Genomic DNA, 25,019 nt, shown 5'->3' with positions numbered 1-25,019 from the left:
TCGGCGGCCTGCGGTTCGGCACGGGTTTCCTGGTCGGGCTTGTGGTCTTCGGTGGTGTCCTCGCCGTGCACTACGCCTTCCCCCGGACCCGACGGAATCGGACCGTCGTGGGATAACCGGACACGACCGTGTCGAAGCCCTGCTGGTCGGCACTCACCTCGTCGCTGAGCGTGCGCAGCACGTGCCAGCCGAAGCTGCGTTGATCGGGCATGCCCTCGGCCGCGGCGACACCGTCGACCCGCACCATCAGTTCGCTGTCACCGACGACGAATTCGCAGGTCAGCGTCGAACCAGGCGCCGCGATCGCGATGAGCGTCGAGCAGACCTCGTCCACGGCCAGGCGCACGTCGGCGACCTCGTCGAGAGTGAAATCACTGAGCAGGACCAGGGTTTCGGCCAGTCCGCGCAGGATCGGCAGCTGGGTCAACGAAGCTGCTACGCGAATCTCCACCGGGGCGCTGAACAGCCCTTGTTCCGCCGAAATATTGGTCACCCTATGGAGGCTACCCACATCCCGGCAGGGCAATCACCATTTGGTCGCTACACTTGCGCGCTGTGTCCACACCGACGTTCTCCCGCCCGGCCAAGCCGATGATCGCCCCGTCCATCCTGTCTGCGGACTTCGCGAACCTGGCTGCCGAGGCGGCCGCTGTCGAAGGCTGCGACTGGCTCCACGTCGATGTCATGGACGGCCATTTCGTGCCGAACCTCACACTCGGCCTGCCGGTGGTGCAGAGCCTGCTCAAGGCCACCGACATCCCGTTCGACTGCCACCTGATGATCGACGACCCCGGCCGCTGGGCGCCGGGCTACGCCGAGGCGGGCGCCTACAACGTCACCTTCCATGCCGAGGCGACCGACGACCCGATCGCGGTGGCCCGGGACATCCGCGCCGCGGGCGGCAAGGCCGGGCTGTCGGTGAAGCCGAATACGCCCATCGAGCCGTACCTCGAGATCCTGCGCGAATTCGACACCCTGCTGGTGATGAGCGTCGAGCCCGGTTTCGGCGGGCAGTCGTTCATTCCAGGCGTGCTGGAGAAGGCGCGGATCGTGCGCAATCTGGTCGACGCGGGCGAATTGCAGCTCGTCGTCGAGATCGACGGTGGCATCAACCTCGACACCATCGAGCAGGCCGCCGCGGCGGGCATCGACTGCTTCGTCGCGGGCTCGGCGGTCTACAACACCGCCGATCCCGGTGCCGCCGTGCAGACGCTGCGCAGCATCGCGACTGCCGTCTGGCAGCCGTAGATCCCGAATTCGATCAGAGCGAGCGGAGTTTGCGGGTGCCGAGCGCCCGCGCCGCTTCGATCACCGCCTGCACCGGCGGCCGGGTGTCGGCCGCCACGGGCGCCTGCACCCAGGTGCGGTAGCCGGTGCGCTCGTCGTCGGGTGAGGGCAGCACGATCTGGCTGCCGTGGCACGCGACCGTCGTGTAGAGCCGGAACAGTTCGGCGGACGCGGTGGGGGTGAGGGTTTCGGGGCGGTGCGGGCCGGTGAGGAAGGTCCAGCGCCTGGCCCGCGGGTGGTCGACGACCGGTCCCGCGATCGCGGCGCCGCGCAATCGGGCCTGCACCCGCTCGCCCAGATCGCTCGGCATGGTAACCGCGCCGTAGTGCGCGCCGATCAACAGCAGAATGCGACGGGAATCGGGATCGATCGTCGCGGGCAGGTGCAGTTCCCGCCGATAACGGACGCACCGAATTTCCAGCGTGGAATCGACCAATGTGCTCACACGGCACCCCCACATCTATCGAACCTGTTGTGACCCACAGTATTGTCTGACTTCCTGGAGTGGTGGACTATCCCTGGGTCGAACTGCCCACGACTGCCTTGCCGCGGGCCGAATGCGCCGCCGACCAGGCCGAGCCGAAAAGTTGAACAGCAGGAATCGGCGACATAACAATGTTGCGTCAATGACCCGCCCGGCGCAAGCATTCGAATCACCGTGTTTCTGGTTCGTAATTCAGGGGTAAGGACAGGTTAGAGCTGCCGGACGAATGGCTGTGACCGAATCTGTCGAAAATTCGATTGAACAATTACCGCCGGAATGATTAACGGCGATGTTTCGTCATGTCGGCCTGCGTTCACCGCCGGATCGATGCACCGCTGTCCGTTTCCCCGGACGTGACCGTGCCCGCGGTCCGAAGCGACCCCGACCCGGCAGGCCTCACCCGGCCCGCCACTAGGCTGTGCGGCGAGCGGGTGCCGCCGGGAATAGCGGCCACCCACCTGCTGTTGGGCCCAACGGGTACAGATGACGCGACAAGGGAGTCAGGCATGTTCACAGGGATCGTCGAAGAGCTGGGCGAGATCGTCGCCACCGAACAGCTGGCCGACGCCGCCCGGTTGACGATCCGCGGCAAGCTGGTGACTTCCGATGCCGGGCACGGCGATTCGATCGCCGTCAACGGTGTCTGCCTCACCGTCGTCGACGTGATCGATGGCGACAGCTTCACCGTCGACGTCATGGCGGAGACGCTGAACCGGTCGAGCATCGGCGCCCTGGTCGCCGGCTCCCGGGTCAACCTCGAGCGCGCCGCCGCGCTCAACAGCCGCCTCGGCGGCCATCTGGTGCAGGGCCACGTCGACGGCACCGGCATCGTGCTCTCGCGGACGCCGTCGGAGAACTGGGAGGTCGTCCGGATCTCGCTGCCCGACGCGATCGCGCGCTACGTGGTGGAGAAGGGCTCGATCACCGTCGACGGCGTCTCCCTCACCGTGTCGGGCCTCGGCATCGCCGACGAGCCCGCCGCCGACGGCAGCCGCGACTGGTTCGAGGTCTCCCTGATCCCGACCACGCTGGCGCTGACCGTCCTCGGCACCGCGCCCGTCGGCACCACGGTGAATCTCGAGGTCGACGTGATCGCCAAGTACGTGGAGCGACTCGCCCAGCGAGGCTGACCTACGAGACGGCGGGCGGTCGCCGGAGCCCCCGATCGCACGCCGTAATGTGGTAATCAATGCCATCCCCGGCAGTTTCTCGGCCGCCTCGATTCTGGACTGACCAGAGGGTGCGACGAAGGAGTGCCCGGCGGGAGGGAAGAATCGAGGCCTCAGGGCCGAGAAACACGCGGCCCCGGCCGCCAAAATTACGGAGCAAGCAGACGTGACCAGGTTGGACAGCATCGAGCGCGCGGTCGCCGATATCGCGGCCGGCAAGGCTGTCGTCGTCGTCGACGACGAGGACCGGGAGAACGAGGGCGATCTCATCTTCGCGGCCGAGAAGGCCACTCCGGAGCTGGTCGCGTTCATGATCCGCTACACCTCCGGCTACATCTGCGTGCCGCTGACCGGCGACGACTGCGACCGCCTCGGCCTGCCGCCCGCCTACGCGATGAACCAGGACAAGCACGGCACCGCCTACACCGTCTCGGTCGACGCGCGCGAGGGCATCACGACCGGCATCTCGGGCGCCGACCGCGCGGTCACCATGCGGCTGCTCGCCAGTGCCAAGGCCAAGGCCGACGAGTTCACCAGGCCCGGTCACGTGGTGCCGCTGCGCGCCAAGGACGGCGGCGTGCTGCGCCGTCCCGGCCACACCGAGGCCGCGGTCGACCTGGCCAGGATGGCCGGTCTGCGCCCGGCAGGCGTCATCTGCGAGATCGTCAGCCAGAAGGACGACGGGCACATGGCCCGCACCGACGAGCTGCGGGTCTTCGCCGACGAGCACGATCTGGCGATGATCTCGATCGCCGACATGATCGCCTGGCGGCGCAAGCACGAGAAGCATGTCGTCCGGGTGGCCGAGGCGCGGATTCCGACGGCGCACGGTGACTTCAAGGCGGTCGGCTACCAGAGCATCTTCGACGAGGCCGAACACGTCGCGCTGGTGCGTGGCGACATCGGCGACGGCGAGGACGTGCTGGTGCGCGTGCACTCGGAGTGCCTGACCGGCGATGTCTTCGGTTCGCTGCGCTGCGACTGCGGTCCGCAGCTGGACGCGGCGCTGGAGATGGTCGACGCCGAGGGCCGCGGTGTCGTGCTCTACATGCGCGGGCACGAGGGCCGTGGCATCGGCCTGATGCACAAGCTGCAGGCCTACCAGCTGCAGGACACCGGCCGCGACACCGTCGACGCCAATCTCGATCTCGGCCTGCCCGCCGATGCCCGTGACTACGGCACCGGCGCGCAGATCCTGGTCGATCTGGGTATCCGGTCGATGCGTCTGCTCACCAACAACCCGGCCAAGCGGGTCGGGCTGGACGGCTACGGCCTGCGGATCACCGAGCGGGTGCCGATGCCGTTGCGCGCCAATGCCGAGAACCTGCACTACCTGCGCACCAAGCGGGATCGCATGGGCCACGACCTGATCGGCCTCGACGACCTGGATCTGGGCGAAACCGCGCAGTGACCACCACGCACACTCCCGAAAGGCAGCAACGATGAGCGGCACGGGCGTCCCGTCCTTCGCGCTGGCACAGGCCAAAGACGTCAAACTCGGCATCGTCGCCTCGCGGTGGCACACCGAGATCTGCGACACCCTCGTCGCCAACGCGCAGCGGGTCGCCGAGGAAGCGGGCGTCGAGCAGGTGACCGTGGTGCGCTGCGCCGGTGCGATGGAACTGCCGGTGGTCGCCCAGGAACTGGCCCGCACGCACGATGCCGTCGTCGCGCTCGGTGTCGTGATCCGGGGTGGCACACCGCATTTCGAGTACGTGTGTGACGCGGTGACCGCCGGGCTGACCCGGGTGTCGCTGGATGCGGCCACTCCTGTCACCAACGGCGTGCTCACCACCAATGACGAGCAGCAGGCGCGCGACCGCGCCGGGCTGCCCGGTTCGTCCGAGGACAAGGGCGAGCAGGCCTGCGCCGCCGCCCTGGACGCCGCGCTCACCCTGCGCGCCCTGCGATCGGCGTGACCGTGCCGGTGGTGCGGACCTGGCGGCGCGGTGCGGGCGCACCCGAACCCGGGGCTACCTGGGAATTCGAGGTGCGGCCGCGGCGCGCGATCCGGACCGCCGTGGTGGTCGCGATCGTCATCCTCGTCTTCTTCACCGCCGGTGGTCTGCTCCTGCGCACCGGTTCGACCGGGGTGAACTTCCGGGTCGCCGACCAGATCGGGATGATCCTGATCGGCGTCCTCGGCGCGGCCGCTGTCCTGCTGCTCACCCGGCCGAGGGTCCGCGCGGGCGCCGCGGGGGTCGCGGTCCGCAATATCCTCGGCGATCACGAGTACCCGTGGGCCTACATCCGCGGCGCCGCGTTCCCCGATCGCAAGTCGTGGGCCCGCCTCGAATTGGCCGACGACGACTACGTCCCGGTGCTGGCGATCCGCTCCAACGACAAGGCCCACGCCGCCGACGCCATCGAGCGTCTGCGTGAACTGGGCGCCAAGTATTCGTCCGACCAGGACTGACCCGCTAGCGGGTGTCGCCGAGGACCGCGCCTTCGCGGCGGGGGTCGGCGCCGCCGATCCAGCCGTCCTTGCCGTCGCGTTGCAGTGCGCTCAGACCGCTGGTCTGTGGTGCCACCGAGACCTGGTGGCCCATGGCGCGCAGGCGCTGGACGAGGGGGTCGTGGTCGCCGTTGTCGGTGGCATTGATGTCGGGGTGTTCGCCGCCGATGCCGGTCACCGGGGTGTTGCCCGCGCCGAAGGAGACGCCGGAGACCGCCTGCTGCGGGTCGACGCCCCAGTCCAGGACGTTGACCAGGGTCTTCACCACGAACTGGATGATCACCGCGCCGCCGGGCGAACCGGTCACCAGGGCGAGGTCGCCGCGGTTGCCCGCGTCGTCGCGATCGAACACCAGGGTGGGGGCCATCGAGCTGCGCGGGCGTTTGCCGGGCTGCAGACGGTTGGCGACCGGGGTGCCGTCCGGGTCGAGCGGGTCGGCGGCGAAGTCGGTGAGCTGATTGTTCAGCAGGAAGCCGTCGACGAAGTGGAACGAGCCGAACGCCGCCTCGACGGTCGTGGTCATCGCGGCGGCATTGCCGTACTTGTCGACGACGGAGATGTGGCTGGTGCCGTGCTCGGGCGGCTGCGGGCCGTTGCCCAGCGGTACCGGGCCGAGGTCGCCGGGCTTGGCGGTGCCCATACTGCGCTGCGGGTCGATCAGCGTCGAACGCTGCTTCAGGTACTGCGGGTGCACCAGGGAGAGCACCGAATTGCCCGGCAGCGGAACGAAATCCGGGTCGGCGACGTACTTGTTGCGGTCGGCGTAGGCCAGGCGCTCCGCCTCGGAGATCAGGTGCACGGCCTGCGCGTCGGGGCGCCCGCCGTTGGCGTCGAGGTCCTGCGGGCGCAGGGCGGCCAGGTCGAAGTTGGCCAGGATGCCGAGCGTCGCGGCGACGGTGCTGCCGCCCGAGGACGGGGCAGGCATGCCGCACAGTTCGAATTTGCGGTAGCCGGTACACAGCGCGGCGCGCTTCTTGACCTGGTAGTCCGCCAGATCGGAGGTGGTCAGCACGCTGGGGGTGCGCCCACCCGCGGTGCTGCCCGTCGCCTCGACGATGTCCTGGGCGATGGCTCCGGTGTAGAGGGCCTGCGCGCCGTCGGTGGCGACGGCGGACAGTGTCTTGGCCAGGGCGGGGTTGGTGAGAACCGTGCCTGCCTTCTTGGGTGAGCCGTCGGCTTCGAGGAAATACCCACGCGCGCCCTCGTCGGCGGAGAGGTCCTTGGCCGACTCGGCGATCTGCCCGGCCAGCCGCGGGCTGATCGCGAAACCGCTGTCGGCCAGGCTGATCGCCGGGTCGAACAGTTCCTTCCACGCGGCCATCCCGTGCTCGCGGTGCGCGAGTTCGAGCATCTTCAGCACGCCGGGTACGCCGATGGACCGGCCGCTGGCCCGGGTGTTCGGTGCGGGTTCGGTGCGGTCGGTGTCGCTGACCCAGCGCAGGTAGTTCTCGGTGGCCGCGGCGGGCGCGGTCTCCCGGCCGTCATAGGCCTCGACGGTGCGCGACTTCGCGTCGTAGTGCAGCAGGAACGCGCCGCCGCCGATGCCGGAGGCCTGCGGTTCGACGAGCCCGAGCATCGCCTGCGCGGTGACCAGCGCGTCGGCGGCCGTGCCGCCCGCCCGCAGCACCCGGCACGCGGCCTCGGTGGCGAGCGGGTTGGCGGTGGAGACCGCGTACGTGCGGGTGCGCACCGCGGTCATGTCCGAGCGGTAGCCCGACGCGATCTCCGGGTTGGTGCTGAGATTCTGCGTGGTCGGGGCGCCGGTCGCGGGCGCCGCCGAGACGGGAGTGCCGTTCGGCGTGCTCGTGCACTCGGCTGCCGCGGTGTCGTTCGACGAGCAGCCCGTCAGCAGACCCACCGTGAGCACTCCGGCCGCCGCGGCCCCGATCCACGTCTGTCGCCTTGGCGTCATCCTGGCAGCGTAACCCCGCACGGCCTACCCCTGCCGACTTTTTCCGGCGCAGCGCCCGCGATCGACGGGTTGCCGCGCCGTCGACGCGCCGGTGACGACGGCACGAATCTTCGGTTGCCGAACCATTTTTCCGCCCGGTACCCCGTGCGGGCCTCGCTACCCTGGCGAGATGGATATCGACGCGGTGCTGTTCGACTTCTCCGGCACGGTCTTCCGATTGGAAGACGATCGGACCTGGGCCGACGAGCTGATCGACGACGACGGTGCGCCGTTCGACGTCGCGGCGAAAGCCGAAGTGCTGCGGCGGATGACGGCTCCGGTCGAGCAGTTCATGACCTTCGACGCGGCAGGTCAGCACGCCTGGGACAACCGTGATCTCGACCCGGCCCTGCACCGGCACGCCTATCTCGAAGTGCTGCGTGGCTCCGGGGTCCCCGACACCAAGGCCGCCCGCCTCTACGAGCGGCTCATCGACCCGCTGGCGTGGACGCCGTATCCCGATACCGGCACCGTCCTGGAATCCCTGGCCGCCCAGGGCATTCCGATCGGCATCGTCAGCAATATCGCCTTCGACATCCGCCCCGCCTTCGCGAAACACGGCTGGGACGGCCTGATCGGTGCGATGACGCTGTCCTACGAGATCGGCGCCGTCAAACCGAACGCCGCGATCTTCCGCGACGCCATCGAACGACTCGGCGTCGATCCAGGGCGTGTGCTGATGATCGGCGACAGCGTCGAGGCCGACGGTGGCGCCGCCGCGCTCGGCGCCCGGTTCGCCCTCGTCGAGGCCGTGCCGACCGCCGACCGCCCGCGCGCCCTGATCGAGGCGGTCATCGCCCACGGCATCCGGCTCGACGAAGTCCCGCCCGCCTGATCAGTGCGGGCGCGCGAACCAGCGTTGCGCGGATGCCTGGGCCAGCAGGATCGCGATCGCGGCACCGGCGACCATGCCGATCGGGCCAGGAAGCGTCTGCTGCGAGATCGACCCGGCACCGCACAGCGCCTCCAGGCACGCGACTGCGATCGCGCAACCGCGGATACCGGCGCCTCCGCTGGTGAATCCGAAGGCAAAGATCGCCAGGAACAGGAACGGCAGGAAGCCCGCGATGGCGGCGCCCGCGGCCTCGGGCAGGTCGTTGGCGATCAGAATGGCCACGAGCGCAATACCGAGCCCACCACAGACCCAGCTGATCACCTGCGCCGCGCGGACCGATGCCGGCATCGTGACAGGCCAGGTGGGCTCGCCGTGCGGCGGGCAGGCCGGGATCGCAGAGGGCGCGCCTGCCTGCCCGGAATAGGGCTCGTCCGGGGTCACCGCGCCCATAGGGTGGTGCGGCGCCTGCGCGGGATCAGCTGCGACGGGGTAGCCGGGATCGCCGGGGTAGATGACGTAACTGCCGTCGTGCCTGCGGGTCGAGCGGGGCAGCGGCGCGACCGGCGCACCGTAGGGCTGGTGCTGCGCCGGATCGGCCTGCGACCTCGGAGCGGCGAAGCCGGACGTGGACGGTTGCGGGGACGCTGGCTCGCCCGGCACGAAATTCGTTGCGGCGGGCTGGTATTCGGGGCCGGTCAACGGCTGTCCTTTCCGAGTGGATCATCGGGAGACGACAACACAGACCGATTCCGGCGCCCCCCTGGACCATTCAAGATCACCGGGGGCGGAATTGTCACCGTGAGTGCGCGTGCGCTCAGCGAGTACGGGTGAACCAGGAGCTGGCGGAGGGCCGCAAAAGCAGGGCGACGACGGCACCGTTGGCGACGATGCCGACCGCACCCGGCGGCAGACCGGTCAGGATCCCGGTGCACGACACCAGACCCGCCAGCGCGGCGACGCCGACCGTGGCCTTCCTGACCAGGTCACCGCCGCGGCCGAACAGCAGCACCAGCGGGACGAGCGCGAAAGTCGGCAGATAACCCGCGATCAGCGCACCGAGCGAACCTCCCGTGCCCAGCGCGACGGTGATGGCGATCAGCACGACGCCGACGGCGGCCGCGACCGCGGCGATGAGCCGCGCACCGCGCACGGTGCCCGGCATGACCCCCGGTGGGGTGGCCTCGTCGAACAGGTCATCGTCGGCGTGGAGTGGGGCAGCGGGCGCGTTGGTCATCGGACGTCCTTTCCGGCACGGAAGCCGGCCACCCACGCTACACAGGCGAGTCGGCGCGCCTGCCGTCGCGCGGTCGTCCGAGCGCTGATCAGCGCGGCCGGTGGAACCAATCGTGCGCCGACCGCTGCGCGAGCAGAATCGCGACGGCACCGCCGATCAGCATCCCGAGCAGGCTCGGCGGCATCTGGCTGGCCGTCGAACCGAGACCGCACAGCGCCGTCAAGCCGCCGACAACGATGGCCGTGGTCCTGATCCCAGGGCCGCCGGTGGGGAACGCGAACGCGAGCCCGCCCAGCACGAGGAACGGTCCGAAGCCGGCCATGGCACCCCCGGCGGCCTCACCGCCCGCCATCGCACCGAAGACCACGATCAGCGCCAGCCCGAGCCCCGCCGCGACGAACGAGAGCACCTGGGCCGCGCGGACGCTGCCCGGCATCCGGACCGGAGCCTGCGGGTACCCGCCGTATTGCGGGTACCCGGCGTATCCGGGGCCGCCCGGGTACGGGGCATAGCCGGGCTGTCCGGGGCCGCCGGGGTATCCGGGATCGGCGGGGTACGTCACATAGCTGCCGTCGGGCCCGCGGCCGGATCCGGAGTGCGGAGCCGCCGGACCACCGTAGGTCTGGTGGGGAGGCGCCGAGGGATACGGCTCGTGGCCGGGCACGGGTGCGATCGGCTGGGCGGTCGCCGGGTCGCCCGGTGCGGAATTCGGTACGGCGGGATGGTGTTCGGGGCCGGTCAACGGCTGTCCTTTCCGAGTGGATCATCGGGAGACGGCAGCACAGATCGATTCCGGCAGAAGCCCCCCCCGCGCACTATTCAAGATCATCGGTGCACGCGCGTCATCTCGGGGAGAGCCGATATCCGGAGCGCGACCTGCCTGTCGGACGTGCTCGCTAGGCTGGATGGGTGGCAGATCCCGCGACGTACCGGCCGGCGCCGGGCACTATTCCCGTCGAACCCGGTGTGTACAAGTTCCGGGACGTGCACGGGCGGGTCGTCTATGTCGGCAAGGCCAAGAGCCTGCGCAGCCGGTTGAACTCCTACTTCGCCGATGTGTACTCGCTGCATCCGCGGACCAGGCAGATGGTGACCACGGCGGCCAGTGTCGAGTGGACGGTGGTGTCCACCGAGGTGGAGGCGCTGCAGCTCGAATACAACTGGATCAAGGAATTCGATCCGCGGTTCAACGTCCGCTACCGCGACGACAAGACCTATCCGGTGCTCGCGGTGACGCTGAACGAGCAGTATCCGCGCCTGTTCGTCTACCGCGGCGCCCGCAAGAAGGGCGTGCGCTACTTCGGCCCCTACGCCCACGCCTGGGCGATCCGCGAGACACTCGACCTGCTGCTGCGGGTGTTCCCCGCGCGCACCTGCTCCAACGGAGTCTTCAAGCGGCACAGCCAGATCGGGCGTCCCTGCCTGCTCGGCTACATCGACAAGTGCTCGGCGCCGTGCGTCGGCCGGGTCACCGACGACGAGCACCGCCAGATCGTCGACGACTTCTGCGATTTCCTCTCCGGCAAGACCGACAGGATGGTGCGTGCGCTGGAACGGCGCATGCACGAGGCCGCCGACGACCTGGACTTCGAGACCGCCGCCCGCCTGCGCGACGACGTGCAGGCCTTGCGCCGCGCGCTGGAGAAGCAGGCGGTGGTGCTCGGCTCTGGCACCGACGCCGACGTGATCGCCTTCGCCACCGACGAACTCGAAGCCGCCGTCCAGATCTTCCACGTCCGCGACGGTCGCGTGCGCGGCCAGCGCGGCTGGGTGGTCGACAAGTCCGGCGACGCGCTCGACGTCGCCGAATCCGGGACCGAACTCGCGGCGCTCGTCGAACAGTTCCTCACCCAGTTCTACGGCGAACAGGCCGCCATGGCCGAGCAGAACGCCGACGGTGATGTCGTCGTCGTTCCGCGCGAGGTGCTGGTGCCCGAACTGCCCGCCGACGCCGAGGAGATCCAGGACTGGCTGACCAGGCTGCGCGGTTCGGCGGTCTCGCTGCGCGTCCCGCAACGCGGCGACAAGAAGGCGCTCGCCGAGACGGTGCAGCGCAACGCGGGGGAGGCGCTGGCCCAGCACAAACTCAAGCGCGCGGGCGATCTGACTTCGAGATCGCAAGCGCTGCAAGACATCCAGGACTTCCTCGACCTCGACAGCGCACCGCTGCGGATCGAGTGCGTCGACATCAGCCACGTTCAGGGCACCGACGTCGTCGCCTCGCTTGTGGTCTTCGAGGACGGCCTTGCCCGCAAATCCGACTACCGCCACTACGCGATCAAGGAGGCCGCAGGCGAAGGCCGCTCCGACGACGTCGGCAGCATCGCCGAGGTGACGCGCCGCCGCTTCGCCAGACTTGCCCGCGACCGCCAGCAGGTCGTCGACGTCGAGATCGACGACACCGACGAGCCGACCTCGCGCCCCGGCGTCGACCCGACCACCGGCAAGCCGCGCCGCTTCGCCTACCCGCCCAACCTCTACGTCGTCGACGGCGGCGCGCCCCAGGTCGCCGCGGCCGCCGAGGTGCTCGACGAACTCGGCATCACCGACGTCGCGGTGATCGGCCTCGCCAAGCGGCTCGAAGAGGTGTGGGTGCCCGGCGAACCCGACCCGGTGATCATGCCGCGCAACAGCGAAGCGCTCTACCTTCTGCAACGCGTTCGCGACGAGGCGCACCGCTTCGCGATCAACTTCCACCGCAGCAAGCGTTCGCGGCGGATGACGGCATCGGCGCTGGACTCGGTGCGTGGCCTCGGCGAGGCGAGGCGAACCGCGCTGGTCACCCACTTCGGCTCGGTCGCCCGTATCAAGGACGCGACTGTCGAAGAGATCACATCGGTGCCGGGTATCGGCGTCTCCACGGCGAAAGCGGTACTGGAAGCACTGAACAGCCCGTAGCTGGGGACGGGCGCGGATCACAGGACGCAAGATTGCGAGTGCCGTACGTTGTGTGTCTGCGCCCGATACCCGAACCGGTGCGGGATGATCGAAAGGCACCCAGAAACGGATCCGGTAGGACATGACACGCGTCGAATCGAACAACAATGCGGGGGCGGTACCCGGAAAGACCGGGTCGGCCACCGACAAAAAGCAACCAGTAGAAGTGGTCATCGTGACCGGCTTGTCCGGCGCGGGCCGCGGCACAGCCGCGCGCGTATTGGAGGATCTCGGCTGGTACGTCACCGACAACCTGCCGCCCGAACTGATCGGGCGGATGATCGAGCTCGGCGCCGCAGCCGAACCACCGATCCGGCGCCTGGCGCTGGTCATGGACGTGCGCAGCCGGTTCTTCACCGGTGATCTCTCCGGCGTCACCGAGCAGCTGCGCTCGGCAGGCATCCGGACGAGAGTGCTGTTCCTCGAAGCCTCCGACGACGTCCTGATCCGGCGATTCGGCTTCGCACGGCGCAGGCACCCGTTGCAGAGCGACAGCCCCGACGGCACCCTGTCGGCCGGCCTGACCGCCGAGCGGGTGCGGCTGGCCGCGGTGAAGGCTGCGGCCGATGTCGTCATCGACACCACCGAGCTGTCGATCCACCAGCTGCACCGCAAGCTGGAGGAGGTCTACGGCGCTGGCGCGCCAGCAGCGCTGCAACTGACCGTGCAGTCGTTCGGATTCAAGTACGGTGTTCCACTCGACGCCGACATGGTGTTGGATGTCCGATTCCTGCCCAATCCGCACTGGATTCCCGAGCTGCGGGAACACACGGGCCAGGAATCGGTGGTCAGCGACTACGTGTTGTCGAGGCCGGGCGCGCAGGACTACCTGCAGACCTGCCACCATCTCGTCGACCTGACCACGACCGGATACCGCCAAGAGGGGAAGCGATACATGACGGTGGCAGTGGGGTGCACCGGCGGCAAGCATCGCAGTGTGGCGATCGCCGAGGCGCTCGGCGAGCGCATCGGCGCCGATACCGGGCACGCGGCGGTGGACGTCGTCCGCGTCGTGCACCGGGATCTGGGGCGCGAATGAGTGGATGGGAAGCCGACCCGGCGGTTGTCGCGCTGGGCGGCGGACACGGGCTCTACGCGACCCTGACGGCGGTACGCAGGCTGACCAGGCGCATCACCGCGGTCGTCACCGTCGCCGACGACGGCGGGTCATCTGGCAGGCTGCGCGCCGAACTGGGCATGCTGCCGCCGGGTGACCTGCGGATGGCGCTGGCCGCCCTCGCCGAGGACGCCGACGGCGTCTGGGCGACGACGGTGCAGCACCGTTTCGGCGGAACGGGCGCGCTGGCCGGTCACTCGGTCGGCAATCTGATCCTGGCCGGGCTCACCGATGTCCTCGGCGACCCGGTGGCCGCGCTCGACGAGGTGGGCAGGTTGCTGCGGATCACCGGCCGGGTGCTGCCGATGTCACCGATCCCGCTCGACATCGAGGCCGAAGTGTCGGGCCTGGAAGCGGATCCGCGGATCGGGCGGTGCGTACGCGGTCAGGTTGCGGTGGCGACCACGCCGGGTAAGGTCCGGCGGGTGCGGCTGATTCCGTCCGATCCGCCTGCCAGCCCCGAGGCGACCTCGGCCATCGAACACGCGGATGTCGTTGTGCTCGGCCCTGGTTCGTGGTTCACCAGCGTCATTCCGCATGTCCTCGTGCCGAAACTGCACGAATCGCTGGTGCACACCAGGGCGCGCAAGGTGCTCGTGCTGAACCTGGCCGCCGAGCCGGGGGAGACGGCCGGCTTTTCGGCCGAACGTCATCTGCATGTATTGTCCCAGCACGCACCGGATTTCGCGGTCGACGACGTGCTCGTCGACTCGGCGTCGGTGCCCGAGGGGCGGCAACGGGAACATGTGGCAAGAGCCGCCGAACAGTTGCGTGCACGGGTAACGTTCAGCGATGTCGCCGAGCCGGGAACGGATCGGCATCATCCCGGAAAACTAGCCGCCGCACTGGATCAGCTGATCCGGCAGCCGCGGTCGCAACTGGCAGGGCTTCGAGTCGAGGGACGGCACACGGGATCGGATGTGCGTTCCGGGTCGGTGGGAAAGGAGCGCGTCTCGTGGCGATGACAGCCGAGGTGAAGGACGAGCTGAGCAGGCTCGTTGTATCGCAGGTCAGCTCACGCAAGGCGGAATTGTCGGCCTTGCTGCGGTTCGCCGGTGGTCTGCACATTGTCGGAGGCCGGGTGATCGTCGAGGCCGAGGTGGACATGGGGTCCATCGCGCGGCGGTTGCGCCGGGAGATCTTCGAGCTCTACGGGTACGGCTCCGACGTGCACGTGCTCGGTGCGGGCGGGTTGCGCAAGACGTCCCGCTACGTCGTGCGCGTGTCGAAGGAAGGCGAGGCGCTGGCACGCCAGACCGGATTGCTCGACGTGCGCGGGCGTCCCGTGCGCGGTCTGCCTGCCCAGGTGGTCGGCGGCAGCATCGGTGACGCCGAAGCGGCCTGGCGCGGTGCGTTTCTCGCGCACGGTTCGCTCACCGAGCCGGGGCGCTCCTCGGCGCTCGAGGTGAGCTGCCCCGGCCCGGAGGCGGCGTTGGCGCTGGTCGGCGCGGCCCGGCGGCTCGGCATCACCGCCAAGGCGCGTGAGGTCCGCGGCACCGATCGGGTGGTGGTGCGTGATGGCGAGGCGATCGGCGCGCTGCTCACCCGGATGGGCGCGCAGGACACCAGGCTCACCTGGGAGGAACGCCGGATGCGTCGTGAGGTGCGGGCGACCGCCAACCGGCTCGCCAACTTCGACGACGCCAACCTGCGCCGCTCGGCCCGGGCTGCCGTCGCGGCGGCGGCGCGGGTGGAGCGGGCGCTGGAGATCCTCGCCGACGACGTGCCGGACCATCTGGCCGCCGCGGGCAAGCTGCGTGTCGAGCACCGGCAGGCCTCGCTGGAGGAGCTCGGTCAGCTGGCGGAACCGCCGATGACGAAAGACGCTGTCGCCGGACGGATCCGGCGCCTGCTGTCGATGGCGGACCGGCGGGCCAAGGACCTCGGCATCCCCGACACCGAATCGGCGGTGACGGCGGAACTCCTCGACGACGCGTAGGGCGTTCGCCGCTCGCTGTGGTGAATCCGACGTTTAGGGCAGAGCGGTCATGCATGACCGCTCTGCCCTTTATTCTGGGGATCCCGCAGGCCGGGGGCGGGGACCTCACAAATCACAGGTGGCTGTCGTGAAGTCGAAGTCGGCTACTAGTGTGGTGACGGTCGGAATGAATCCGCTTGAAAGCTGAGGAGCGATAACGTGACTGTCCGGGTAGGTATCAACGGCTTCGGTCGTATCGGACGAAACTTCTTCCGTGCGGTGGAGGCGCTGAAGGCTGTCGGCAAGACCGATATCGAGATCGTCGCGGTCAACGACCTCACCGACATCAACACCCTCGCCACGCTGCTGAAGTACGACTCCATCCTGGGTCGGCTCCCGCAGGACGTCTCCGTCGACGGCGACACCATCGTGGTCGGCGAGCAGCGCATCAAGGCGCTCGCGATCAAGGAGGGCCCCTCGGCACTGCCGTGGGCCGACCTGAACGTCGACGTGGTCGTCGAGTCGACCGGCATCTTCACCGCCGCCGAGAAGGCCAAGGGTCACCTGTCCGCCGGCGCCAAGAAGGTCATCATCTCCGCGCCTGCCACCGGCGACGACATCACCATCGTGATGGGCGTCAACGACGACAAGTACGACGGCAGCCAGAACATCATCTCCAACGCCTCGTGCACCACCAACTGCCTCGGCCCGATCGCGAAGGTCCTGCACGACTCGTTCGGCATCGAGCAGGGTCTGATGACCACCATCCACGCCTACACCCAGGACCAGAACCTCCAGGACGCGCCGCACAAGGACCTGCGTCGCGCCCGCGCCGCTGCCCTGAACATCGTGCCGACCGGCACCGGTGCCGCCAAGGCCATCGGCCTGGTGCTGCCCGAGCTGCAGGGCAAGCTCGACGGCTACGCGCTGCGCGTTCCGGTCCCGACGGGCTCGGTCACCGACCTGACCGCGACCCTGACCAAGGCCGCCACCATCGACGAGATCAACGCCGCGATGAAGGCCGCCGCCGAGGGTCCGATGAAGGGCATCCTGAAGTACAACGAGGACCCGATCGTGTCGAGCGACATCGTCACCGACCCGCACTCCTCGATCTACGACGCGCCGCTGACCAAGGTCATCGGCAACGAGGTCAAGGTCGTGTCCTGGTACGACAACGAGTGGGGCTACTCCAACCGCCTGGCCAACCTGGTCGATCTCGTCGGCAAGTCGCTCTGACCGCGATGACAGTCCAGACACTGCAAGATCTGCTGGCCGAGGGTGTCGAGGGCCGGGGCGTACTCGTGCGCTCCGACCTGAACGTTCCCCTCGACGACAATGGCCAGATCACCGACCCGGGCCGCATCATCGCCTCGGTGCCGACCATCCAGGCACTGGTCGAGGCAGGCGCCAAGGTGGTCGTCATGGCCCACCTCGGCCGCCCCAAGGGCGAGCCCGACGCCAAGTTCTCGCTGGCCCCGGTGGCCGCGAAACTGGCCGAGCTGCTCGGCCGCAACGTCCAGCTCGCCGGTGACGTGGTCGGCTACGACGCGCTCTCGCGCTCGGAAGGCCTCACCGACGGCGATGTGCTGCTGCTCGAGAACGTGCGTTTCGACGCGCGCGAGACCAGCAAGGACGACGCGGAGCGCGCCAAGCTGGCCGCCGCCTACGTCGAGCTGGTCGGCGACGACGGTGCGTTCGTCTCCGACGGTTTCGGTGTGGTGCACCGCAAGCAGGCGTCGGTCTACGACGTCGCCCAGGTGCTGCCGCACTACGCGGGCACGCTGGTTGCCGCCGAGGTCGAGGTGCTGCGCAAGCTCACCGAAGACCCGGCCCGCCCGTACGCGGTGGTGCTCGGCGGCTCCAAGGTCTCCGACAAGCTCGCGGTCATCGAGGCGCTGGCGCCCAAGGTCGACACCCTGGTGATCGGCGGCGGCATGTGCTTCACCTTCCTTGCCGCACAGGGCCTTTCGGTGGGCACCTCGCTGCTGCAGGAAGAGATGATCGACACCTGCAAGTCGCTGCTCGAGCGCTTCGGCGACGTGCTGCATCTGCCGGTCGACATCGTGGCGGCCGACAAGTTCGCGGCCGACGCGGACTCGAAGACCGTCGCGTCGACCGAGATCCCCGACGGCTGGATGGGCCTTGACATCGGCCCCGAGTCGGTGTCGCGGTTCGCCGCGCTGCTGACCGAGGCGAAGACGGTGTTCTGGAACGGCCCGATGGGCGTGTTCGAGTTCGAGAAGTTCGCCGCGGGCACCCGTGGCGTCGCCGAGGCCATCGTGACCGCCACCGGCAAGGGTGCGTTCACGGTCGTCGGCGGCGGTGACTCGGCGGCCGCCGTGCGCACCCTCGGCCTGCCCGACGACGGTTTCTCGCACATCTCCACCGGTGGCGGCGCGTCCCTGGAATACCTGGAAGGCAAAGAGCTGCCCGGTATTTCGGTGCTGGAGGGCTGAGCGATGGCAGTGCGTAAGCCGCTCATCGCGGGCAACTGGAAGATGAACCTCAACCACCTCGAGGCCATCGCGCTGGTGCAGAAGGTGGCCTTCGCGCTGCCGGAGAAGTACTTCGCGAAGGTCGACGTGTCGGTGATCGCGCCGTTCACCGATCTGCGCAGCGTGCAGTCGGTGGTCGAGGGCGACAAGCTCCTGCTCACCTACGGTGCGCAGGACGTGTCGGTGCACGACTCGGGTGCCTACACCGGTGAGATCAGCGGGTCGATGCTGGCCAAGCTGGGCTGCACCTTCGTGGTGGTCGGGCACTCGGAGCGTCGTCAGTACCACAACGAGGACGACGCGACCGTGCTGGCCAAGGCCAAGCAGGCGCTGAAGAACGAGATCACCCCGATCGTCTGCATCGGCGAGGGTCTCGGCGTCCGCGAGGCGGGCACGCACGTCGAGTACAACCTCGAGCAGCTGCGCGGTTCGCTGAAAGGCCTGACGGCCGAGCAGATCTCGCAGATCGTCATCGCCTACGAGCCGGTCTGGGCGATCGGCACCGGCAAGGTCGCCTCGGCGGCCGACGCGCAGGAAGTGTGTGGCGCGATCCGGGCCGAGCTGGCCGAATTGGCCTCCCCTGAGGTCGCCGCGGGTGTCCGCGTGCTCTACGGCGGGTCGGTCAACGCCAAGAACGTCGGCGAGCTGGTCGGCCAGGCCGACATCGACGGCGCCCTGGTCGGCGGTGCCTCGCTCAAGGCGGACGAGTTCGCGACCCTGTCGGCGATCGCCGCGGGTGGGCCGCTGCCCTGATCGGGTAGAGCTGTAGCGAAGGGCCGGGAACCGGAAAGGTTTCCGGCCCTTCGTCGTTCGTCGCTACTGCGCGTGCAGGATCAGGCCGTTGCCGTTGACGTTGCGCAGGGTGAGGCTGTCGCCGTCGATGGTGGCCGTCGTGCGGCCGTCGAGGGCGCGCAGCACGGCGTTCTCGATCTCCATGACCTCCGGTGCGCACATCATCTTGGTGGTGGCGACGGCGAAATTCACCGCGTCGCCGGGGCCGACGCCCGCGGTGCCGGTCATCCGGTTGCAGCCCGCCATCCCGTTGACGGTGCCGCCCGCGCCGATCGTCAGGTTGGGGCCAACCTCGTCGAGGGTGGTGGAGCGGACCTGGCCCTGCTCGGTGATCAGCGTGGTGACGATCCAGGTGGTGCCGGTCAGCGGCTTGTCCGGGGTGACGATCTTCTTGTCGGTGAGGTGGACGGTGGCGGTCTTGCCGGTGAGGGTCAGCTTGTCGCCGTCCAGACGCCAGGTGGGATCGGACTCCAGGAAGGAGTTCTGCCAGGCGTCGGACCTGCCGACCTCGTCGGTGCAGGCCATCAGGGTGCTCGCCAGCGGAGACGTGCTCAGGACGTGGTTGCTCAGGTCGACGGTGCCGCTGCTGGTGTTGCAGCCGGAGTTCGCGGAGATGCGGCCGTCGGCGAAGGTGAGCCTCATCGGACCGCCGCCGGGGATCTGGTCGCCCTCGACCTCGGTGGAGATGTAGGTGTGTCCCATCGGGGTCGCGGTGTCGTCCGGTGCCTTCGGAGAATCGGAGGAGGAACAGGCCGTGGCCGCGGCGGTGGCGAGCACACAGAGCGCGGCGAGACGGATCAGGGTTGCCGACATGTAGCCCATCGTACGTGGCAGAGGGGTGAATTCGGCTCGAGCTGCGGCGAATCCGTCTCGCGCCCGCACCGGACCTGCCCGCCGTTGCGCGTACCGTCGCGCAAGGTCGCCGGGGATATGCTCGGCGGGTGAACAGTGTGGCGGCGGAACCGGTGTCGACGTGGGCGCCGTTGCGCTCGCCGGTGTTCCGGGCACTGTGGATCGCGCAGCTGGTGTCGAATCTGGGCACGTGGATGCAGACGGTCGGTGCGCAGTGGATCCTGGTCGACCAGCCGAACGCGGCGGCGCTGGTGTCGTTCGTGCAGACCGCGCTCGCGTTGCCGGTGATGTTGCTGTCCATCCCGTCCGGGGTGCTCGCCGACCTGGTCGACCGGCGCAGGCTGCTGATCGGCGCGCAGTCGGGCATGGCGCTGGCCTCGCTCACCCTCACCGTGTTCACCGCCACCGGGCACACCACGCCCGCGGTGCTGCTGACTCTGCTGTTCCTGCTCGGCTGCGGGCAGGCGCTCACCGCACCCGCGTGGCAGGCGATCCAGCCCGAACTGGTGCCGCGCGACCAGATCACCTCCGCGGCGGCGCTGGGCAGCATGAGCGTCAATATCGGCCGCGCCGTCGGGCCCGCGGTGGCCGGCGTGATCGTGTCGATCGCCGGGCCGACGGTGGTGTTCGGGTTCAACACGCTCTCGTTCGTCGGCATCGTCGCGGTGCTGCTGGTGTCGCAGTGGCCGATCCGGGTGCGCACCCTGCCCAGCGAGCGGCCGCTCGCGGCACTGCAGGCGGGAACCCGGTTCATCCGCGCCGCGCCCGCGATCCGGCGCGTGCTGTTCCGCGCGATCCTGTTCATCGCGCCGGCCAGCGCGGTGTGGTCGCTGCTGCCGGTCATCGCGCACGACCGGCTCGGGCTGGCCTCCGACGGCTACGGTCTGCTGCTCGGCGCGCTCGGCCTCGGCGCGGTGTGCGGCGCGCTCGGCCTGTCCCGGCTGCGGGTGCTGTTCACGCCGACCCAGCGGCTGGCGCTGGCCGCGGTGCTGTTCGGGCTCGGCGCGGTGGCGACGGCGCTGGTGCCGAGCGTCCCGATCGTGCTGGTGCTGCTGGTCGGGTCAGGCCTGGCGTGGCTGCTCGCCATGGCGACGCTGAACTCGACCATGCAGTTGCTGCTGCCCGCCTGGGTGCGGGCACGTGGCCTGTCGGTGTACATGCTGGTGTTCATGGGCGGGCAGGCCATCGGCTCGCTGCTGTGGGGTCTGGTCGCCGGTGCGTACAGCGCCGTGGCGGCGCTGCTGATCGCGGCGGGATTGCTGGCCTGCTGCGCGGTGAGCACGCTGTGGTGGCCGATCCGGCACAACGTCGAGGACATCGACCTGTCACCGGCCGCGTTCTGGCCCGAACCGCAGCTCGTCGTCGAACCCGACCCCGAGGACGGCCCGGTCCTGGTGATGCGCGGCTACGACGTACCACCCGAGGACGTCCCCGGATTCACCGCGGCGATGGCCATGGTCGGCCGGTCCAGACAGCGCACCGGCGCGATGGAATGGCGGCTCTACCGCGACGTCGGCATCGTCGACCGTTTCGTCGAAGCCTTTGTCGTCCGCTCCTGGGCCGAGCACATGCACCAGCATCAGGTCCGCCTCACCGCCCGCGACCAGGAGATCGAACAGACCGTCGCCCACTGGTCGGCCGGCGCCGAAACGGTCTCCCACCTGGTCGCGGTCGAGCCTGGTTAGACCAGCCGGGCGTGGACCCCATAGGATGGGCGCCATGTCGCTGTTCCTCGATATCCTCCTTGTGATCACCAGCGTCCTGTTGGTGCTGCTGGTGCTGCTGCACCGCGCCAAGGGTGGCGGCTTGTCCAGCCTGTTCGGTGGCGGCGTGCAGTCGAGCCTGTCGGGCTCCACCGTCGTCGAGAAGAACCTCGACCGCATCACCATCTTCGTCGGCATCGTGTGGCTGATCGCGATCCTCGGCATCGGCCTGGAGATCAAGTTCGCCTGAGTTGTTCCGGCCTGTTCCTGTCGAAACTCAGCGCACAGGACTTCGGGCCTACTCGGCGGATCGGTGCGTACGCGGTGAGCTAGGGCAGTTTCCTGGGTGGCATGTGTGCCCGGTGGGCAATCGTGAGCGCGCCGAGTCACCGAGTTCGATCGGCCGAATCAGTGGGACGCTATGACTCCTGTCGTGATCCGCGGCGCCTGGCGGTGACCGGAATGGCGATGCCGATGAGGGTTCCGGCCGCGGCGATCGTCAGCGAACCGAGGACGGTCCGCTTGATCGAGGGAACGATGTCGCTGCCTACTGCCACGGTTTTCCCCGGGCTGCCCTGGACAGTGACGCGATAGCTGCCGCTGTCGTCGGCGTGGAAGGCGTACCGGGCCTGACCATGGTGATCGCCGATCTGAAATACCATCCGCGTCACTGAGCGCAGTTCGACCGGATGACCTGCCGGATCGGTGAGTTCTACCGATACCTCGGGCGCATCGGTACCTACCGGGTACTCGATGTACGCCGAATACTCGCGACCTGCCACAACATGCACAGAACCGGCACCAGGGACCGAAATGCGTTCGAAGTGGTCGACCTGATCCGTCATCCGCGCATAGCTGACCATCCCGAAACCGATGGCTCCGATGGCGCCCGCCATGATCACAAGCACGCCGACTCCGATCCTCCGGGTCGGTGGACGTGTGCGTTGTGGGATAAGCGGTGGGGACGGCTGATCCGCGATGTCGTCGTCCAGATATGGCACTGTTGAATGCTATGGGGTGAGAGCTGTTCCGCTCGACTGTCCGCTGTCGAGTGCGGATGGCTGCTAGCGCATTGGCTGGAACATGCCGAGAGCTGTTGCTTCGATAGCCGACTCGCTCAGCAGGACGGTGTCGGCGGCGGGGCCGAGGGGGACGAAGCTGTCCTCGCTCGTGACGCGGGCGAGGGGCCCGGGGAAGCGCGCGTCGATGAGCGCCGCGAAGATCGACTCGGATACGCCGCCGGTGCGCCTGGTTTCGTCGGCGACGAGCACACGGCCGGTGGCCTCGGCGTGACGGAGCAGGTCGGCGACCGGGAGTGGGTTCAGCCAGCGTAGGTCGAGCACCCTGGCGTGGACGCCCTGGGCGGCCAGGCGGTCGGCGGTGCGCAGGCACATCGGCACCCCGTTGCCGAAGGTGACCAGGGTGAGGTCGGTGCCGTCGCCGTAGACGCGGGCGCTGCCGATCGGGACATGCTCGGAAGTCGGTGTGGCGAGCCAGGATTCGTCGCCGGGGTGTAGATCTCTGGTGTGGTACAGCGCGATCGGCTCGACGAACAGGCAGACACGCCCGTCCACCCGGGCCGCGGAGACACAAGTGCGTAGCATCGCCGCCGCGTCGTCGGCGCGAGCGGGCACCGCCATGACGACACCGGGGATATCGCGCAGGGCCGCCAGGGAATCGTCGTTGTGGAAGTGGCCGCCGAAGCCCTTCTGATACGCGAGCCCGGCGATGCGCACCACCATCGGATTGCGGTACTGGCCGTTGGAGAAGAACGACAGGGTCGCCGCCTCACCACGGATCTGGTCGGCGGCATTGTGGACGTAGGCCAGGTACTGGATCTCCGGGATCGGCACGAACCCGGCCAGCCCGGTTCCCAGGGCGGTTCCGAGGACGGCTTGCTCGTCGAGCAGGGTGTCGAAGACCCGCCGCGCACCGAATCGCTTCCGCAGGCCCTTCGTGACGCCGTAGACGCCGCCTTTGCGCGCCACGTCCTCACCGAAGACCAGCACATCGTTGTCGCGGGCGAGTAGTTCACCCAGCGTGTGGTTGATGGCCTGGGCCAACGTCATCGGCACGGGACGGGCGGGTGCGGTTGAAACGCGGTGCGACTCGGTGTTCTCCGTTGCGCCGCTGGTCTGGCCGCGTTCACCACCTCGACCGTAGGCGCGACCGCGCACGCCGACGCCCGGCTCGACGCCGTCGGCCGCGCGGCGCTCGACATCGCTGCGGATAGCGTCGGGACTGGACGGTGCGAGAGGAGCCGTCACCGCCGCCGCGGAGTCGAGCCGGGCCTCGTGGAGCACCTCGTCGGCCGTGTCGCGGACGCGAGCGCCGATGCGCTCGTAGCGGTCGAGCAGGTCGACGGCGTCGGCGATCCCCGCATCGAGCAGAAAGCGGGCGGTGCCGAGCAAGGGATCACGAGCCAGGTCGGCGGCGAGTTCGGCCGGGCCACGGTAGGCCGCCTCGACATCGGATCCCGCGTGCCCGCCGAGGCGAACGGTGCGCAGGTGCACGAAGACCGGTACCCGCCACGTCCGGGCGAGGTCCACCGCGTCCTCGGCGACACCGAGGGCATCCGGGAGATCGCAGCCGTCGGCGGCGAGGTAGGTGAGCCCGGGCCGCGGGCCGTAGGTACGTTCGATCCAATCCGGCGGCGTCGGCACACTGATGCCGATCCCGTTGTCCTCGCAGACGAGCACGAGCGGCATCGGGACACCTTGATGCGCGGCGTGCACCGCCGCATTGATCGCCCCCGCCGCGGTGGAGTGATTGGCCGAGGCGTCACCGAAGCTGCATACCACCACCGCATCGGCGGGCCATGGGCACGGAATGCCTTGCCGTGCAGCCCGATCCAGCGCGAAGGCCAGCCCGACCGCGCGCGGCAGCTGGGACGCGATCGTCGAGGTCTGCGGGATGATCGAGGCCGGTTTGCTCCCGAACACCTTGTGCCTGCCACCGGAAATCGGATCGGCGGCCGCCGCGACGACCCCGAGCAGCACGTCCCGGATGGGATCGGCCCCCGGAATCTGTCTGCACCGCTGGACGAAGAACGCGCCCGATCGATAGTGCAGCAGCGCCGGATCGTCCACTCGCAGTGCGGCCGCCACCGCCGCATTGCCCTCGTGTCCCGAGGACCCGATGCTGTAGAACCCCTGCCGGGCGGCGCCGAGCCGCCGAGCCGCCAGATCGAGATGCCTGCTGGTGACTTGGGATTCGAACAGCTCCAGCCCCCGCGCGGCATCGATCGCGCCGACGGCATCGCACCGGTCGGCCGCGGTGAGATCGGCCAGCGCGGCCCGAAATGCTGCATCCAGGTCGAGCGAGCTCCTCGCCACTTCGCCCATCGCACTTACTCCTCGCCCGCGGTCGAGTCGACGTCCGATCCCGTCGGCATGCCAGGAATCCGATGCTAGGCGCTTGTACGTCCCCGGCTGCCACATTGGATCGACCCGACCGGCGGATGTCGGACACCGACCAGCCATCAGGCGGGTATCTGCCAGTAGGGGGCGGTGCGAGCAGTCGGCCGGGTCGAGGGGCCACAACATCCGGCCCCGACAACGACCGGCGGATGTCGAAGAGCGATCAGAGCATCGGCAGGTATCTGCACTCAGCGGGCGGCGGGAGTAGCCGGGCGGGGTCGAGCGACCACAACATCCAGCCTCGACGTCGGTCAGCTGATGGCACGCGCCGGATCCGGTACGACGGTGCTGTGGGGCCGACACTGGTCGAATTCGACCCGGGCGTGCGTGGCGATCGTGCCGGACCGCATGTTTCCGAAAGCGCACCGCCG

Annotated in this window: 24 protein-coding genes; 15 read left to right on the top strand and 9 right to left on the bottom strand. The window is 69.0% G+C overall.

Features of this window, described 5'->3' with window-relative positions:
• Positions 1-70 precede the first annotated feature (70 nt).
• Positions 71-493, bottom strand: coding sequence for an ATP-binding protein (locus ACWF82_RS05030; RefSeq protein ID WP_379309906.1), 423 nt, complete (start codon positions 491-493; stop codon positions 71-73).
• Positions 494-591: 98 nt separating this feature from the next.
• On the opposite strand from ACWF82_RS05030, the gene rpe reads away from it, so the two are divergent.
• Positions 592-1,248, top strand: coding sequence for a ribulose-phosphate 3-epimerase (gene rpe, locus ACWF82_RS05025; RefSeq protein WP_379033572.1), 657 nt, complete (start codon positions 592-594; stop codon positions 1,246-1,248).
• Between the two features lie 13 nt (positions 1,249-1,261).
• Here the strand turns inward: rpe and ACWF82_RS05020 are convergent, their stop codons facing one another.
• On the bottom strand, positions 1,262-1,732 hold the full coding sequence (locus tag ACWF82_RS05020; RefSeq protein WP_452498086.1) for a hypothetical protein: 471 nt from the start codon (positions 1,730-1,732) through the stop codon (positions 1,262-1,264).
• A gap of 545 nt (positions 1,733-2,277) precedes the next feature.
• Here ACWF82_RS05020 and ACWF82_RS05015 point away from each other — a divergent pair.
• The 4 genes from ACWF82_RS05015 to ACWF82_RS05000 all read left to right on the top strand — a co-directional run bounded on the left by ACWF82_RS05015 (position 2,278) and on the right by ACWF82_RS05000 (position 5,356).
• A complete protein-coding gene (locus ACWF82_RS05015) occupies positions 2,278-2,901 on the top strand; it encodes a riboflavin synthase (protein WP_452498085.1) in 624 nt (207 codons plus the stop codon).
• Between the two features lie 205 nt (positions 2,902-3,106).
• Positions 3,107-4,351 (top strand): bifunctional 3,4-dihydroxy-2-butanone-4-phosphate synthase/GTP cyclohydrolase II, encoded by a 1,245-nt coding sequence (locus ACWF82_RS05010; RefSeq protein WP_452498083.1) that lies wholly within the window; start codon positions 3,107-3,109, stop codon positions 4,349-4,351.
• Between the two features lie 31 nt (positions 4,352-4,382).
• Positions 4,383-4,859, top strand: coding sequence for a 6,7-dimethyl-8-ribityllumazine synthase (gene ribH, locus ACWF82_RS05005; RefSeq protein WP_452498081.1), 477 nt, complete (start codon positions 4,383-4,385; stop codon positions 4,857-4,859).
• An 11-nt stretch (positions 4,860-4,870) separates the two neighbouring features.
• A complete protein-coding gene (locus tag ACWF82_RS05000; RefSeq protein WP_452498079.1) occupies positions 4,871-5,356 on the top strand; it encodes a PH domain-containing protein in 486 nt (161 codons plus the stop codon).
• A 4-nt stretch (positions 5,357-5,360) separates the two neighbouring features.
• On the opposite strand, the gene ggt is transcribed toward ACWF82_RS05000, so the two are convergent.
• Positions 5,361-7,307 carry a gamma-glutamyltransferase gene (ggt, locus tag ACWF82_RS04995; protein ID WP_452498077.1) on the bottom strand — a complete coding sequence of 649 codons (1,947 nt, stop codon included), beginning with the start codon at positions 7,305-7,307 and terminating at the stop codon, positions 5,361-5,363.
• A 169-nt stretch (positions 7,308-7,476) separates the two neighbouring features.
• Here ggt and ACWF82_RS04990 point away from each other — a divergent pair, with 169 nt between their 5' ends.
• Positions 7,477-8,181 carry an HAD family hydrolase gene (locus tag ACWF82_RS04990; protein ID WP_452498075.1) on the top strand — a complete coding sequence of 235 codons (705 nt, stop codon included), beginning with the start codon at positions 7,477-7,479 and terminating at the stop codon, positions 8,179-8,181.
• Here the strand turns inward: ACWF82_RS04990 and ACWF82_RS04985 are convergent, their stop codons facing one another.
• From ACWF82_RS04985 to ACWF82_RS04975, 3 genes are all read right to left on the bottom strand, one after another.
• Positions 8,182-8,880, bottom strand: a complete 699-nt coding sequence (locus tag ACWF82_RS04985) for a hypothetical protein (RefSeq protein ID WP_452498073.1) — start codon at positions 8,878-8,880, stop codon at positions 8,182-8,184.
• A gap of 115 nt (positions 8,881-8,995) precedes the next feature.
• A complete protein-coding gene (locus ACWF82_RS04980) occupies positions 8,996-9,415 on the bottom strand; it encodes a hypothetical protein (RefSeq protein WP_452498071.1) in 420 nt (139 codons plus the stop codon).
• An 88-nt stretch (positions 9,416-9,503) separates the two neighbouring features.
• Positions 9,504-10,157, bottom strand: coding sequence for a hypothetical protein (locus ACWF82_RS04975; RefSeq protein WP_452498069.1), 654 nt, complete (start codon positions 10,155-10,157; stop codon positions 9,504-9,506).
• Between the two features lie 167 nt (positions 10,158-10,324).
• On the opposite strand from ACWF82_RS04975, the gene uvrC reads away from it, so the two are divergent.
• From uvrC to tpiA, 7 genes are all read left to right on the top strand, one after another.
• The gene (uvrC, locus tag ACWF82_RS04970) at positions 10,325-12,313 is read left to right on the top strand and encodes an excinuclease ABC subunit UvrC (protein ID WP_452498068.1); all 1,989 of its coding nucleotides are present in this window, start codon (positions 10,325-10,327) and stop codon (positions 12,311-12,313) included.
• Between the two features lie 121 nt (positions 12,314-12,434).
• Entirely contained in the window at positions 12,435-13,391 is a 957-nt protein-coding gene (rapZ, locus tag ACWF82_RS04965; protein ID WP_452498066.1) for an RNase adapter RapZ, read from the top strand.
• A complete protein-coding gene (locus tag ACWF82_RS04960) occupies positions 13,388-14,434 on the top strand; it encodes a gluconeogenesis factor YvcK family protein (protein ID WP_452498065.1) in 1,047 nt (348 codons plus the stop codon). The genes rapZ and ACWF82_RS04960 overlap by 4 nt, the downstream gene beginning before the upstream one ends.
• Positions 14,425-15,408: a DNA-binding protein WhiA gene (whiA, locus tag ACWF82_RS04955; RefSeq protein WP_452498063.1), complete on the top strand. Its 984-nt coding sequence runs from the start codon at positions 14,425-14,427 to the stop codon at positions 15,406-15,408. Before ACWF82_RS04960 ends, whiA begins: the two co-directional genes overlap by 10 nt.
• Positions 15,409-15,606: 198 nt before the next feature.
• Entirely contained in the window at positions 15,607-16,623 is a 1,017-nt protein-coding gene (gene gap, locus ACWF82_RS04950) for a type I glyceraldehyde-3-phosphate dehydrogenase (RefSeq protein ID WP_452498061.1), read from the top strand.
• Positions 16,624-16,628: 5 nt separating this feature from the next.
• Positions 16,629-17,843 (top strand): phosphoglycerate kinase, encoded by a 1,215-nt coding sequence (locus tag ACWF82_RS04945; RefSeq protein WP_452498059.1) that lies wholly within the window; start codon positions 16,629-16,631, stop codon positions 17,841-17,843.
• A gap of 3 nt (positions 17,844-17,846) precedes the next feature.
• Positions 17,847-18,635, top strand: a complete 789-nt coding sequence (gene tpiA / locus ACWF82_RS04940) for a triose-phosphate isomerase (protein ID WP_452498057.1) — start codon at positions 17,847-17,849, stop codon at positions 18,633-18,635.
• Positions 18,636-18,698: 63 nt separating this feature from the next.
• On the opposite strand, the gene ACWF82_RS04935 is transcribed toward tpiA, so the two are convergent.
• The gene (locus ACWF82_RS04935; RefSeq protein ID WP_452498056.1) at positions 18,699-19,487 is read right to left on the bottom strand and encodes an META domain-containing protein; all 789 of its coding nucleotides are present in this window, start codon (positions 19,485-19,487) and stop codon (positions 18,699-18,701) included.
• A gap of 137 nt (positions 19,488-19,624) precedes the next feature.
• On the opposite strand from ACWF82_RS04935, the gene ACWF82_RS04930 reads away from it, so the two are divergent.
• Together ACWF82_RS04930 and secG are read left to right on the top strand one after the other, a co-directional pair.
• Positions 19,625-21,211, top strand: a complete 1,587-nt coding sequence (locus ACWF82_RS04930; protein ID WP_452498190.1) for an MFS transporter — start codon at positions 19,625-19,627, stop codon at positions 21,209-21,211.
• 34 nt (positions 21,212-21,245) lie between these two features.
• Positions 21,246-21,479: a preprotein translocase subunit SecG gene (gene secG / locus ACWF82_RS04925; RefSeq protein WP_189023559.1), complete on the top strand. Its 234-nt coding sequence runs from the start codon at positions 21,246-21,248 to the stop codon at positions 21,477-21,479.
• 169 nt (positions 21,480-21,648) lie between these two features.
• Here the strand turns inward: secG and ACWF82_RS04920 are convergent, their stop codons facing one another.
• A complete protein-coding gene (locus tag ACWF82_RS04920; RefSeq protein ID WP_452498054.1) occupies positions 21,649-22,137 on the bottom strand; it encodes a hypothetical protein in 489 nt (162 codons plus the stop codon).
• 156 nt (positions 22,138-22,293) lie between these two features.
• Entirely contained in the window at positions 22,294-24,573 is a 2,280-nt protein-coding gene (locus ACWF82_RS04915) for a transketolase C-terminal domain-containing protein (RefSeq protein WP_452498053.1), read from the bottom strand.
• Positions 24,574-25,019: the final 446 nt, after the last annotated feature.

This window comes from Nocardia sp. NPDC055053, assembly GCF_053608285.1.
Note: the sequence above shows the minus strand (reverse complement) of the source record. Positions and strands in the feature narration are given on the sequence as shown.